The sequence below is a fragment of the Rhodococcus sp. (in: high G+C Gram-positive bacteria) genome (genome assembly GCF_049299235.1).
GTDB lineage: Bacteria > Actinomycetota > Actinomycetes > Mycobacteriales > Mycobacteriaceae > Rhodococcus.
This window is the reverse complement of the sequence record NZ_JBAQXC010000064.1, coordinates 1-13,156: the sequence shown is the minus strand read 5'-3', so window position 1 is coordinate 13,156 and position 13,156 is coordinate 1. Positions and strand designations below refer to the sequence as shown.

The 13,156-nt window shown below is 69.0% G+C and carries 13 protein-coding genes; 7 read left to right on the top strand and 6 right to left on the bottom strand.

Features of this window, described 5'->3' with window-relative positions:
• Positions 1-645, bottom strand: a 645-nt coding sequence (locus tag WAX14_RS03500) for a hypothetical protein (protein WP_422626706.1), incomplete at its 3' end; no start/stop codon positions are given.
• A gap of 82 nt (positions 646-727) precedes the next feature.
• Between WAX14_RS03500 and WAX14_RS03495 the strand changes: the two genes are divergently transcribed.
• The 3 genes from WAX14_RS03495 to WAX14_RS03485 are packed head-to-tail and all read left to right on the top strand — an operon-like array spanning position 728 to position 3,317.
• Complete coding sequence (locus WAX14_RS03495) at positions 728-1,564, top strand: DUF3097 domain-containing protein (protein WP_422626705.1); 837 nt, start codon at positions 728-730, stop codon at positions 1,562-1,564.
• Positions 1,565-1,618: 54 nt separating this feature from the next.
• Entirely contained in the window at positions 1,619-2,050 is a 432-nt protein-coding gene (locus tag WAX14_RS03490; protein WP_422626704.1) for an NfeD family protein, read from the top strand.
• A 1-nt stretch (position 2,051) separates the two neighbouring features.
• Positions 2,052-3,317, top strand: coding sequence for an SPFH domain-containing protein (locus tag WAX14_RS03485; RefSeq protein ID WP_422626703.1), 1,266 nt, complete (start codon positions 2,052-2,054; stop codon positions 3,315-3,317).
• A 5-nt stretch (positions 3,318-3,322) separates the two neighbouring features.
• Here WAX14_RS03485 and WAX14_RS03480 read toward each other — a convergent pair whose 3' ends face one another.
• Positions 3,323-3,478 (bottom strand): hypothetical protein, encoded by a 156-nt coding sequence (locus WAX14_RS03480; protein WP_422626702.1) that lies wholly within the window; start codon positions 3,476-3,478, stop codon positions 3,323-3,325.
• Between the two features lie 97 nt (positions 3,479-3,575).
• Here WAX14_RS03480 and WAX14_RS03475 point away from each other — a divergent pair, with 97 nt between their 5' ends.
• Positions 3,576-4,460, top strand: coding sequence for a DMT family transporter (locus WAX14_RS03475; protein ID WP_422626701.1), 885 nt, complete (start codon positions 3,576-3,578; stop codon positions 4,458-4,460).
• Here WAX14_RS03475 and WAX14_RS03470 read toward each other — a convergent pair.
• From WAX14_RS03470 to WAX14_RS03455, 4 genes are all read right to left on the bottom strand, one after another.
• Positions 4,438-5,748 (bottom strand): glycosyltransferase 87 family protein, encoded by a 1,311-nt coding sequence (locus WAX14_RS03470; protein ID WP_422626700.1) that lies wholly within the window; start codon positions 5,746-5,748, stop codon positions 4,438-4,440. The genes WAX14_RS03475 and WAX14_RS03470 overlap by 23 nt on opposite strands.
• Positions 5,749-5,879: 131 nt before the next feature.
• Positions 5,880-6,416: a hypothetical protein gene (locus WAX14_RS03465; RefSeq protein WP_422626699.1), complete on the bottom strand. Its 537-nt coding sequence runs from the start codon at positions 6,414-6,416 to the stop codon at positions 5,880-5,882.
• Positions 6,413-6,994: a hypothetical protein gene (locus tag WAX14_RS03460; RefSeq protein WP_422626698.1), complete on the bottom strand. Its 582-nt coding sequence runs from the start codon at positions 6,992-6,994 to the stop codon at positions 6,413-6,415. Before WAX14_RS03460 ends, WAX14_RS03465 begins: the two co-directional genes overlap by 4 nt.
• 31 nt (positions 6,995-7,025) lie before the next feature.
• Positions 7,026-7,730: a TVP38/TMEM64 family protein gene (locus tag WAX14_RS03455; RefSeq protein ID WP_422626697.1), complete on the bottom strand. Its 705-nt coding sequence runs from the start codon at positions 7,728-7,730 to the stop codon at positions 7,026-7,028.
• A gap of 270 nt (positions 7,731-8,000) precedes the next feature.
• On the opposite strand from WAX14_RS03455, the gene mutA reads away from it, so the two are divergent.
• The 3 genes from mutA to meaB are packed head-to-tail and all read left to right on the top strand — an operon-like array spanning position 8,001 to position 13,117.
• A complete protein-coding gene (gene mutA, locus WAX14_RS03450; RefSeq protein ID WP_422626696.1) occupies positions 8,001-9,863 on the top strand; it encodes a methylmalonyl-CoA mutase small subunit in 1,863 nt (620 codons plus the stop codon).
• Positions 9,864-12,113, top strand: a complete 2,250-nt coding sequence (scpA, locus tag WAX14_RS03445) for a methylmalonyl-CoA mutase (protein ID WP_422626695.1) — start codon at positions 9,864-9,866, stop codon at positions 12,111-12,113. It begins immediately after the preceding gene.
• Positions 12,114-12,118: 5 nt separating this feature from the next.
• A complete protein-coding gene (gene meaB, locus WAX14_RS03440; RefSeq protein ID WP_422626694.1) occupies positions 12,119-13,117 on the top strand; it encodes a methylmalonyl Co-A mutase-associated GTPase MeaB in 999 nt (332 codons plus the stop codon).
• Positions 13,118-13,156: the final 39 nt, after the last annotated feature.

The following is a 13,156-nucleotide window of genomic DNA, read 5'->3' as shown; positions in this document are numbered from 1 at the left end:
CACCTGGTCGGCGGACTCGAGGATGCGCACGGCACGATTCGGTAGGTGCTCGGGGTAGCGGTGCCGGGCCTGCTCGGCGATCACGTCGGCGATCCGGGTGCGCGGATCGACGCGGCGGCCGTCGGTGTCGACGGTCGGAATACCGGTCAACGTCGCGGCGGCCGACCGCACCGCCTCGCGCATCGCGAACTCGGCCTCGCCGAGTCCCGCATGCGGTGGCGCGTCGGGTAGTGACGAAATCCCGAACACCGTCCAGCGCAACACATCCGGACCTTCGACGGTCGGCACCAGCCCGATCCCCGGCGCACCGGGCACCCCGACCAGGACGCCTTCCCCGGCGGTCAGTGCGGCAGTGCCGAACACGCTCCCCACCGGCAGTCCCGTGACGTCGCCCGGGGCGGGCATCACGAGCCGGACCCCGGCAGCATCGACCGGATCGGCCCGCCGGATCAGCGACAGGAGCGAGGCGGCACCCGCCGCCTCGGTTACGGACAGCCCGGCCGCCGCGGCGGCCGCGTCGTCGTGCGCGAACACCAGGTGCAGCGGCGCCCACGCGTGCAGAGCGTCGATCACCTCGTCGGGTGCGGTGTCGCCGGAAAGCCAGGTACCCGCCCACAACGTCAAGCTCAGGCTCGGGGAAGTCACCCGAACGAGGATACGACGCCGGGCACGCCGACCGCGCCCACATCCCACGCGGCATCAACATCGGGTACTACCGTGATCGGCCGTGAGCCCACGCGACATGTACGGCGGCGACATCTACGCCGGTCACACCCGCGCCAGCAAACCGACGGTCCCGGAGTTGGCGGCCGAGAAGAATCTCGTCGTCGAGGACGTCGCCTCCGGATGGTGCGGAGCAATCGTGGGCATCGAACGCACCTACGACGGCGACTTCGTGCGCCTCGAGGACGGGCAGCGCCGAACCAGGCTCTTCGCGATGCGCCCCGCCGCGTTCCTCGTCGACGGCACACCGGTGACCCTCGTGCGGCCGACAGTCCGTCCGGCCGCGCCGGCACCGACCCGGTCCGCGTCCGGCTCGACCCGCGTCGAGGGGCTGAAAGCCAGGGTGGCGCGCGGCAGTCGCATCTGGGTCGAGGGGGTGCACGACGCGGCGCTCGTCGAACGGGTGTGGGGGCACGACCTGCGCGTCGAAGGGGTGGTCGTCGAGCAACTCGAGGGCCTGGACAATCTTGCCGAACGGCTCACCGCTTTCGAGCCGGGTCCGGGACGGCGGATCGGGGTGCTCGCCGACCATCTGGTCAGCGGTTCCAAGGAAGAGCGGTTGACCGCGAATCTGGGTCCGCACGTCATGGTCACCGGCCACCCGTACATCGACGTCTGGGAGGCGGTCCGGCCGAAGGCCGTCGGGATCGCGGGGTGGCCGACGGTGCCGCGCGGCCAGGACTGGAAGACCGGCGTGTGCCGCGAACTCGGCTGGGGCACGCCGCAGGACGGCTGGCGCCGGGTCTACGGTGCGGTGTCCTCGTTCCGGGACCTCGAGGCGCCGCTGATCGGAGCCGTCGAGCGGCTGGTGGACTTCGTGACCGATCCCGAGGCCGGATAGTCTCCGCCACCAGGCGTTCCTGTCCGCATGTCCGAATTGTGGTTCGATAGTGACGTGACGGCATTGATCTGGTTGATCGCGGCGGTGGCGTTGGCGGCCGCGGAAGCATTGACCGGTGATTTCGTGCTGCTCATGCTCGGTGGCGCGGCACTGGCCACGGCCGGGGTTTCGGCGCTCACCGACTTGCCCGTGTGGGCCGACGCCGTCGTGTTCGCGGTGACGTCGCTGGTGTTGCTCCTCGGTGTCCGCCCGGTGCTGCGGCGACGATATGCGGCTCCGCCCGCGCTGACCACAGGCGTCGATGCCCTGCCCGGCAGGCACGCCTTGGTGCTCGAGCAGGTCGCCGAGCATTCCGGTCAGGTGAAGATCGGCGGCGAGGTCTGGACGGCGCGGCCGCTCGACCACACCGAGGTGTATGAACCGGGAACAACCGTGACGGTAATGCAGATCGAAGGCGCGACGGCCGTCGTGTGGAGGGATGTCTGACGTGGAAGCGTTGATAGTGCTCGCCGTTCTGGTAGCGCTGGTGGTACTGGTTGTGGTCCGGTCGGTGGCGTTGGTGCCGCAGGCCGAGGCCGCCGTGATCGAACGGTTGGGCCGTTACTACCGGACCGCGTCGGGGCAGCTGACGTTCCTGGTGCCGTTCGTCGACCGGATCCGCGCGAAGGTGGACCTGCGTGAGCGCGTCGTCTCCTTCCCCCCGCAGCCGGTGATCACCCAGGACAACCTGACGTTGAGCATCGACACCGTCGTGTATTTCCAGGTCACCAACCCGCAGGCCGCCGTCTACGAGATCAGCAACTACATCGCCGCCGTCGAACAGTTGACGGTGACGACGCTGCGCAATGTCGTCGGCGGAATGACCCTCGAGGAAACCCTCACCTCGCGCGACTCGATCAACGGCCAACTGCGGGGCGTGCTGGACGAGGCCACCGGCCGCTGGGGGCTGCGTGTCGCCCGCGTCGAACTCAAGAGCATCGATCCGCCCCCGTCGATCCAGGAGTCGATGGAGAAGCAGATGAAGGCCGATCGCGAGAAGCGCGCGATGATCCTCACCGCCGAGGGCCATCGCGAGGCCGCGATCAAGACCGCCGAGGGCGACAAGCAGTCCCGGATCCTCTCGGCCGAAGGTTCGAAGCAGGCCGCGATCCTCGGCGCGGAAGCCGACCGCCAGTCCCGGATTCTGCGGGCGCAGGGTGATCGCGCCGCGAAATACCTCGAATCGCAGGGCGAAGCGAAGGCGATAGAGAAGGTGTTCGCGGCGATCAAGTCCGGCAAGCCGACCCCGGAACTGCTCGCCTACCAATATCTGCAGACGTTGCCGCAGATGGCACAGGGCGATGCGAACAAGGTGTGGTTGGTGCCCAGCGATTTCGGTGACGCCCTCAAAGGGTTCGCGAAGACCCTCGGCGCGCCCGGCGACGATGGGGTGTTCCGGTACGAGGCGCAGCCCGTCGACGAGGAATTGCCGCGACCCGAGGACGACACCGCGGAGGTCGCGGACTGGTTCACCACGGCCCGTGACCCGGAGGTCGCGCAGGCGGTCGCCGAAGCCGAGGCGGTCGCGCGCAGACCGGTCGATCCTGCGGTGCGGACCGCCGAACCGGCGTCGCCACCGGCGTTCGGTGAGCCGGGAGCGCTACCGCCGTCGGCGCCTCCGCAGACAGGGTGGATGCCGCACCGCGACCCGGAGGTCGCGCCGCCGGTGCCTCCGGCAGTATCCGACGACGAGGCACGCCACCGGCAGGACTGACCGGGTCAGCCGCGGACGTATCGCACGGACGCCAGCACGGCGTCCATGTCGATGTCCCAGTCGGGATGCTCGGCGGCGGCGGCCCGGAACTCGCCGAGGGCATCGGCGTGGGTGGGAACACGGCGGCCGGTGGTGGACAGAGCGTCACGTTCGTCGGTCATGGTTCGAAGCGTACCGGTGCGAACGGCCGGAGTCGTGGAGCCGACGATCGTTGTCGCTCGACGCGAATCCTCATTCGTGCTGTGCCAAGGTGTCGTGGTGTCCGATTCTCTGCTTGCCGCGCTCCTCGCTGTCGGCGCCGCGCTTTGCATCGCCGTCGGCACCGTGGTGCGGCAGCGCGCAGCGGCGGCAGTGCCGGACGCCGACAGTCGGATGCTCGGCCCGATCTCGAGTCTCGTGCGCAATCCCACCTGGTGGCTGGGCACGGCGGCAGGTGCCGCCGGATATGTGCTGCAGGCAGCGGCGCTCGCGCTCGGATCACTGCTGCTCGTGCAACCGATGCTGGTGTTGTCGCTGTTGTTCGCGTTGCCGCTGAGTGCCCGGTTCGCCGGTCGCCGCGTCGGCGCACGCGAATGGTGGTGGGCGGCGACGCTGACGACCTCGGTCGCGGTGCTGGTCGTGGTGGGCGATCCGCAACCGGGGGAGCCGCGTCCCGAACTGCAGCACTGGATCGTCCTCACGCTCCTCGGTGTTCCCGCGCTTGCGTTGTGCCTGTTCGAAGCGGGGCGCCGCACGAGGCCGACGCGGGCACTGCTGCTCGGTCTCGCGGCGGGATCGTTGTTCGGTGTTGCGGCGGTCCTGACGAAATCGGTGGTCCATCTGGTGCTGCTGGGGGCGCGGGAGGCGGTGCTCTCCATCGACCTGTACGCGCTGATCGCGGTGTTCGCCGTCGCGACCTCGGTCCAGCAATCGGCGTTCCACGCCGGCGACCTCCGGACGTCCCTGCCTGCGACGACGGTCGTGGAACCGATGGTGGCCGCCCTGCTCGGGTTCGCGGTGCTCGGCGAGTACCTCGATGCGGATCGCACGCACATCGCGGTGTTGGTGGGTGCGCTCGCCGCGATGGTCGCGGCGACGATCGCGCTGGCCCGCACTGCAGCCGACAGCGACCCGGCCGCTGTCACCGCGAACGAGCCGCCGTAGCGCTGGGTTCCTGTCGCTGTTCGCCTCGGGGGAGCGCGGCGGCGGCACGTCGAGCTCGGTATACGGTGCCGCCGGCCGCCAGCAGGACGATCACGTAGATCGCGAGGTAGAGGTTCACCAGCACGTCCCACGGGATCCAGGTGGCGGGGAACAGGTACAGCCCGACCACGACCCTGCCGTCCGGCCACTGATACGACCAGGAGCCGACGGCGCCGAACAGTGCGATCACCGCCACCCACCACCACGGACGGGTCACGGCGCGGTGGATCAGGTAGACGGTGAGAGGAACGAACCACACCCAGTGGTGACTCCACGAGAACGGCGAAACGACCGAGGTTGTGAGCCCGGCGACGGTGACGGCCAGAAGCTCGTCGCCGCGGCGATGAAGCCCCGAGACCACCCACATGCTGACGGCGACGACCGCGGCGGCGAGCAGCAGCCACAGCCAGAATGGCGCGGGATCCCCGATGATCCGGGTAAGGGCCCCGCGAAGCGACTGGTTCGCCGCATGGCCCGGTTCGGCGATGCGCGCCGAGTCGAAGAACGTCCGGGTCCAGTACAGGCGCGAGTCTTCGGGAAGTAGCACCCAGCTCACAGCGACGGTCGCGCCGATCGTGGCCGTCGCGACCGCCGCGGCGCGCCACTGCCGCACCACGAGGAAATACAGGACGAAGTAGGCCGGGGTCAGTTTGATCCCCGCCGCGATCCCCACCCCGACGCCCCGCAGTCGGCTGCCCGGCTTCCGGGCGACATCCATGAGGATCAACAGCATCAGGAGCACGTTGATCTGTCCGAAGAACAGTGTGGTGCGGACCGGTTCGAGGAACGCGACGCCGATCGCGAGCACGATCGACACTGCGACGACGGTGCGGGTGAGGCGGTATCCGAGCATCCGCCAGCACTGCGCGACGACGCCGGCGAGCAGTGCGATGATGACGCCCATCCAGATGTATTCGTCCGTTGCTGTCGGTAGGAACCCGAGCGGGACGAACACCAGGGCGGAGAACGGCGTGTAGGTGTAGAGCAACCCGCGGGTGATCGGCTCCGTGTAGAGCGGCAACCCGGCCATCGCGCTGCGGGCACCGTCGCGGTAGACGTCCATGTCGAGGCCGCCGGTGAACAGCCCGGTGTCGGGCAGCCACGGGTCGACCGTGACGAACAGCAGGACCGTTGCCGTCACGGCGACCAGTGCGGTCGACGTCAACGCCGGCCACCGCAGCCGGCGTCCGCCTTCCGTCTCGCTCCCGATGTCGTCCGTCGTGTGACGGTTTCCTGTGGTTCCGACCACGTGAACAGCCCCTCCTGGTCTCGCCTTCCCCGCCGACAAGAATATGCAAACAGTAAGTAACGATTAGCGGGTGCTGCCGAACAGGCGACGGAGGCGGCGTGCTACGGCTGCGCCGACCGGCGGGGGCGGGATCAGGTGAGCAGCGACCGTCCCACCCCGCACACCGCGAGAGCCCACAGCACGCTGGTGGCGGTGCCGATGATGAACTGTTCGGACGCCTGCGGTTCGCGCAACTCCGGGTAGCGAGCCAAACCCTTGACGGCCAGGACGATCGCGATGCCTTCGGGCCAGCCCGCCAGGACCGCGGCGGCCACGGCGGCGCGTTCGAGGATGCCGATGACCCGGCCGCCGCGCAGCGGTCCTGGGGGCGGTGTCGCTCCGGATGTTGCCGGTGCCGGTTCGGGACCGGCGTCGGGTTGGCGGCGCGCGATCCGGAACGCGGCGAGCACGGCCGGTCCGCCGCCGGTGATCGCGGCGAGCATCGTCAGGACAAGGGTGGTGGCGTAGGCAAAGCCGTGCAGTGCGGTCGTCGTCGAGGCTGCGACGGCCGCACCGGCCAAGGCTGCGGTCGAGGCGGCCGGGGCGATCCACACCGGCACAGTCGGGCGCAGGCTCAGGGCGGGTGCGAGAGCGGCGATGGCGAGCAGTGCCAGCGACAAGGCGGTCAACGATCGGCCCTTTCGAGGAGTCGGCGAGCGAGGGCGCGGCCGGCCTGTTCGGCTTGCCATCCGGCGGTGTGCAGACGCTGGGACACGGCCTGCTTGCTGATGCCGAGGCGTGTCGCGATCTCCGCCTGCGACGATCCGGTCCGGGCGAGCGCGACCGCCTCGTGGCCCTGCGCCGTGCGACGCAGCACCAGCATGGCCAGGAGGGTGAGGGCGGCATCGGCGTCGGCCGCGGCGTCGGGATCGGTCCCGTCGACGGCGAGATTGCCGGGTGCGTTCTTGGCGCGGTCGACGGCGCTGCGGGCATGTTCGAAGGCGGGTCCGCGCCCGGCGCGCGTCTGGGCGGGCAACGGCGTTTCGGCCCCTCCGATGCCGATTCCGACACTCCACTGTCCGCGTCGAACCAACTCCAGGGCGAGGTCGACGACGGCGCGGGCATCGACGGCGACGGCTTGGACCTCGTCGCCCGCGGTGCGTTCGAACGGCCGATGCAGGTCGGCGTCACGGAATTCGTCGAGCAGAGCCGCGACTCGATCGATGTCGCGTCGGCTGCCACGTTGGTCGACCGTCAACACGAACATTAGTCAAGAGTGAAGGCTTGACTTTGGAAAATCAAGCCCTGAGGCTTGCTGCCTTCTCGTCGTCCGGGTCGACGATTGCATCGAGAGCGGAACCGGCCGGTGCGGGCAGGCGTGCCTCGACGAGCAGACCGGCGACGCCGGTGAGCAGGCACACCACCGTCACCACCATCAGGGCAGGATTCGTCTGTCCGGTCAGTGCGCCGCCGAGCAGCACCACCCCGATCGTGCCGGGCAAGATGCCGACCAGGGTGGCCAGCGTGTACGGAATAAGCCGCACCGACGACACCGCGCAGCAGTAGTTCACCAACGCGAACGGTGCCGCCGCGATCAAGCGCAGCGATCCCACCGCCAGCCAGCCCCGCCGCGCGAGCCGCAGATCCACGGCCTTCGCCACCGGGTGGCCCAGATACGGCGACACGGCTCTGCGGCCGATCGTGCGCACGAGCAGCAGCGCGAGCACCGCGCTGACCGTGGTCGCCGCGACCGTGACGGCGATCCCCACAGCCGGCCCGAACAGCAGTCCGGCGCTGAGGGTGAACACCGTCCGCGGCACCGGCACGATCGTGATGACGGCGTGGATCAGGAAGAAGACGAGGATGAACATCGGCCCGATCGAATCCGACCAGGTACGCAACTCCGCCACCGAGGGGTGCGGGACCAGTACGGCTGCCGTGATCAACACGACGACAACGCCGACGATACCGAGGATTCTGCGGTCGCTGGCAAGCCTCGTCACAGGCGTCCACAGTACCCGAGCAGCCTGACGCGGCGGTGCCGTAAGCGGTGCGGCTACGAGAGGCACACTTCTCCTCGGGTACCACCATTAACGATCGCTAGGAAAACTGTGGTGATCCCCACAATAACCTCGGCGTGTGTGCGGCTAGCATCACACGAGGATCTGCCTAAGGTGTGCACGGCCGACACCCCGGCCGGTGAAGCCTGCACCACAGCAGCCTCCACCACAGAAGCCTGCACCACACCCGGCAGCGTAGGAGAGGAACCGCACGTGTCATTAGCTGCAGAAGCCGAGGACGCCGCACGCGCGTATGCGCAGTGGCAGAACGCGGTGGCGGGCGTGCTCGCGAAGTCCCGCCGCGTCGACCCCGCCGAACTCGGACCGGAGCCGCAGCGACTGCTCGAGACCGTCACATACGACGACGTCACCGTCAATCCTCTCTACGGGGTCCGCGACGAACGCCCCGAAGCGCCGCTGCCCGGCGAGTTCCCCTACGTGCGCGGCGCCTCGGCGACCCGCGACGTCAACGCCGGATGGCTCGTGTCCGCCCGGTTCGGTGACGCGAACGCCGCCGCCGTCAACGAGCGCATCCTCGCCGGCCTCGAGAACGGTGTCAGTGCCCTGTGGCTGCAGGTCGGCGGACAGAACCTGCCGGTCGGCGACCTCGCCGCCGCACTCGACAAGGTGCTGCTCGACCTCGCCCCGATCACCCTCGACGCCGGCACCGACGTCGTCCCGGCCGCCGACGCCCTCTACGCGCTGCTCGATGCCCGCACCGATGTCGCCGACCGGACCGCTGTGCGGATCGCACTCGGCGCGGCCCCGCTGACCAGCGCATTCTCCGGCCGCGTCGATATCACCGTTGCCGACGCCATCGTTCTCGCGGCAGCGGCCGCGGACCGCGCCGAAACCGTTCGGGCACTGACCGTCGACGGCACCGCCTTCCACAACGCCGGTGCCTCCGACACCGAAGAACTCGGTGCCGCGATCGCCGCCGGCCTCGACTACCTGCGTGAGCTGGTCACCGCCGGGCACACCGCGGCCGCCGCGCTCGGCCAGATCGAGTTCCGGTTCGCCGCCACCGACGACCAGTTCCAGACCATCGCCAAGTTCCGGGCCGGCCGCCAGTTGTGGGCGCGCATCGCGCAGGTCGTCGGTGCGGCAGGCGAGGGCAACGCCCCGCAGCACGCCGTCACCTCCGCCGCGATGATGACTCAGCGTGACCCGTGGGTGAATATGTTGCGCACCACCCTCGCCGCGTTCGGTGCGGGAGTCGGTGGCGCCGACTCGGTGACCGTCCTGCCGTTCGATGTGGCGCTGCCCACCGGTGTGCTCGACGCGTCCGAGGTGTTCGCCGAGCGCATCGCCCGCAACACCCAACTGCTGCTGCTCGAAGAATCCAATCTCGGCCGCGTCCTGGACCCAGGAGCAGGCTCCTGGTACGTCGAGGAACTCACCGCGCAGGTCGCTGCGAAGGCCTGGGAGTTCTTCCAGCGGATCGAGGCTGCCGGTGGTTACCGTGCCGCGCTCGACGCAGGCGTCATTTCTGAACGCATCGCCGCGACCCGTGCCCGCCGCGACGCCGACATCGCACACCGCCGCACGTCGGTCACCGGTGTCAACGAGTTCCCGAACCTCGGGGAGAACCCGTTGCCCGCAGACGTCGCCGACTCGGGTGCGTTCGCGGCCCGCTACGCCGCGCCGTTCGAGGCACTGCGCGACCGCTCGGACGCCTTCCTCGCCGCCACCGGCGCCCGCCCGACGGTGCTGCTCGCACCACTCGGCCCGGTCGCCGAACACAACGTCCGATCGACGTTCGCATCGAACCTGCTCGCCTCCGGCGGCATCGACGCGGTCAACCCCGGGCCGCTGGAACTCGACACGATCGTGCAGGCGGTCGCCGACTCGGGCGCGACCATCGCCGTCCTGTGCGGCACCGACACGCGGTACGGCAGCGATGCCGGACCCGCTGTCGCCGCACTGCGCGCCGCAGGCATCTCCACCGTCCTGCTCGCGGGACCGGAGAAGGCCGTCGGCGACGTGGAGGGGGAGGCGCGTCCGGACGGGTTCCTCACCGCCAAGATCGACGCGATCGCCGCGCTGACCGACCTGCTGAACACCCTGGGAGCGTAAGTGAGCATCGAACACCAGATCGGCAGCTTCGCCGAGGTCCCGCTGACGGATCCGGCGTCACCGGCCCCGTCGACGCCGACCCCGGACCAGGCCGCCGCACTCGTCGAATCCGTGGCGACCGCCAACAACTACACCGTCGAGGACGTGGTGTGGTCGACGCCCGAGGGCATCGACGTCAAACCCGTCTACACCAAGGCCGACCGCGACGCGGTCGAGGCCGACGGCTACCCGCTGGGCAGCTACCCCGGCATCGAGCCGTTCGTGCGGGGCCCGTACCCGACGATGTACGTCAACCAGCCGTGGACCATCCGCCAGTACGCCGGATTCTCCACCGCCGCCGAATCCAACGCCTTCTACCGACGCAACCTCGCGTCGGGCCAGAAGGGCCTGTCGGTGGCGTTCGACCTGGCGACGCACCGCGGCTACGACTCCGACCACCCGCGCGTGCAAGGTGACGTCGGCATGGCCGGTGTCGCCATCGACTCCATCCTCGACATGCGGCAACTCTTCGACGGTATCGACCTGTCGCAGGTGTCGGTGTCGATGACGATGAACGGCGCGGTGCTGCCGATCCTCGCGCTGTACGTCGTGGCCGCCGAAGAGCAGGGTGTGACCCCGGGCCAGTTGGCCGGAACCATTCAGAACGACATTCTGAAAGAGTTCATGGTCCGCAACACCTACATCTATCCGCCGAAGCCGTCGATGCGGATCATCTCCGACATCTTCTCGTACACGTCGGCGAAGATGCCGAAGTTCAACTCGATCTCCATCTCCGGATACCACATTCAGGAAGCGGGGGCCACCGCCGATCTGGAACTGGCCTATACCCTCGCCGACGGTGTCGAATACATTCGGGCCGGTCTCGACGCGGGCATGGACATCGACAAGTTCGCGCCGCGCCTGTCGTTCTTCTGGGCCATCGGCATGAACTTCTACATGGAGATCGCCAAGATGCGGGCCGGCCGCCTGTTGTGGGCCGAACTCGTCGAGAAGTTCTCTCCGAAGTCCGCGAAGTCGAAGTCGCTGCGCACCCACTCGCAGACCTCGGGCTGGTCGCTGACCGCGCAGGACGTGTTCAACAACGTCGCGCGCACGTGCGTCGAGGCGATGGCCGCTACCCAGGGGCACACCCAGTCGCTGCACACCAACGCGCTCGACGAGGCGATCGCGCTGCCGACCGAATTCTCGGCCCGCATCGCCCGTAACACCCAGTTGCTGTTGCAGCAGGAATCGGGCACCACCCGCCCGATCGACCCGTGGGGCGGCTCGTACTACGTCGAATGGCTCACCCACGAACTCGCCAACCGGGCCCGCGCCCACATCGCCGAGGTCGAGGAAGCCGGCGGCATGGCTCAGGCCATTTCCGAGGGCATCCCGAAGCTGCGCATCGAGGAGGCCGCGGCCCGCACCCAGGCGCGGATCGACTCCGGTCGCCAGCCGCTGGTCGGTGTCAACAAGTACGTGCCCGACGAGGTCGACAGCATCGAGGTGCTCAAGGTCGAGAACTCGAAGGTGCGTGCCGAGCAACTTGCGAAGCTCGAGCGGCTGCGCGCCGACCGCGACGAGGACGTCACCCGCGCCGCGTTGGCCGCGCTCACCCGCGCCGCCTCCGGCGAGGCCGGCGGCTCGTTGGAGAACAACCTGATGGCACTGGCCATCGACGCCGCGCGCGCGAAGGCCACCGTCGGCGAGATCTCCGATGCGCTCGAAGAGGTCTACGGTCGCCATCAGGCCGAGATCCGGACCATCAGCGGCGTGTACCGGGACGAAGCCGGAAAGGCGAGCAACATCAGCACGGCAATCGAACTCGTCGAACTGTTCGAGCAGGCCGAGGGGCGTCGACCCCGCATCCTGGTCGCGAAGATGGGCCAGGACGGTCACGACCGCGGCCAGAAGGTGATCTCCACGGCCTTCGCCGACCTCGGTTTCGACGTCGACGTCGGACCGCTGTTCCAGACCCCCGAAGAGGTCGCCAACCAGGCGGCCGACAACGACGTGCACGTCATCGGCGTGTCGTCGCTGGCTGCGGGACACCTCACGTTGGTGCCCGCGCTTCGGGAGGCGCTCGCCGAGGTGGGTCGCCCCGACATCATGATCGTGGTCGGTGGTGTCATCCCGCCCGGCGACTTCGACGAGCTGTACCAGGGTGGCGCGTCGGCGATCTTCCCGCCCGGCACTGTCATCGCCGATGCGGCCGTCGGGTTGCTCGGCACGCTCTCCGAGCAGCTCGGCCATCACGTGGAGGCCTGATCGCGATGGGCCGACCCCCGGTCGATCTCGATGTGCTCGAAGAGGCCGTGCTCGCCAATCGGCGGGCCGGCCTCGCCCGGGCCATCACATTGGTCGAGTCCACCCGCGACGACCACCGGAAGCTGGCGCAGGAACTGCTGCTGCGTCTACTTCCGAAGGCGGGCAACGCGATTCGTGTCGGCATCACCGGGGTTCCCGGTGTCGGCAAGTCCACGTTCATCGATTCGCTCGGAATGTATCTGCTGGGCAAGGGGCATCGGGTCGCGGTGCTCGCCGTCGATCCGTCGTCGACCCGGACCGGCGGCTCGATCCTCGGCGACAAGACCCGCATGGCGCGGCTGTCCGTCGAACGTGACGCCTACATTCGGCCGTCCCCGACTGCGGGCACGCTCGGTGGTGTTGCCAAGGCGACCCGCGAAACGATGGTGCTGCTCGAAGCTGCCGGCTTCGACGTGATCCTCGTCGAAACGGTCGGTGTCGGCCAGTCCGAGGTGGCGGTCGCCAACATGGTGGACTGCTTCACGTTCCTGACCCTCGCCCGCACCGGCGACCAACTGCAGGGCATCAAGAAGGGTGTCCTCGAACTCGCCGATCTCGTCGCGGTGAACAAGGCCGACGGCAAGTTCGAACGCGACGCGAGGGTCGCTGCCCGTGAACTGGCCGGTGCGATGCGTCTGGTGCATCCACACGACGCGATCTGGAAGCCGCCGGTCATCACGATGAGCGGACTCGAGGGCGACGGCCTGGACACGTTCTGGGACACCGTCGTGACGCATCGTGCGGTGCTCACCGAGGCGGGACAGTTCGAGGAGAACCGCCGTCGTCAGCAGGTCGAGTGGACGTGGTCGATGGTGCAGGACCAGTTGCTGCGGCGTCTCGAAACGAATCCGCAGGTCAAGGCGATCCGCGGTGACGTCGAGCGGGATGTGCGGGCCGGGGAGCTCACTGCGGCTCTGGCCGCGCAACAACTGCTTGCCGCGTTCGACGGCACCGACACGCTGTAGCGCGGCTCCGCCGCCCGTGTGCCGTTTGGGCCCCTCGAG

Excerpts from the sequence above, each read along its gene's own strand:
- meaB (WP_422626694.1), top strand. The coding sequence starts at position 12,119 with ATGGGCCGACCCCCGGTCGATCTCGATGTGCTCGAAGAGGCCGTGCTC.
- WAX14_RS03460 (WP_422626698.1), bottom strand. The coding sequence starts at position 6,994 with ATGTTCGTGTTGACGGTCGACCAACGTGGCAGCCGACGCGACATCGAT.
- WAX14_RS03480 (WP_422626702.1), bottom strand. The coding sequence starts at position 3,478 with ATGACCGACGAACGTGACGCTCTGTCCACCACCGGCCGCCGTGTTCCC.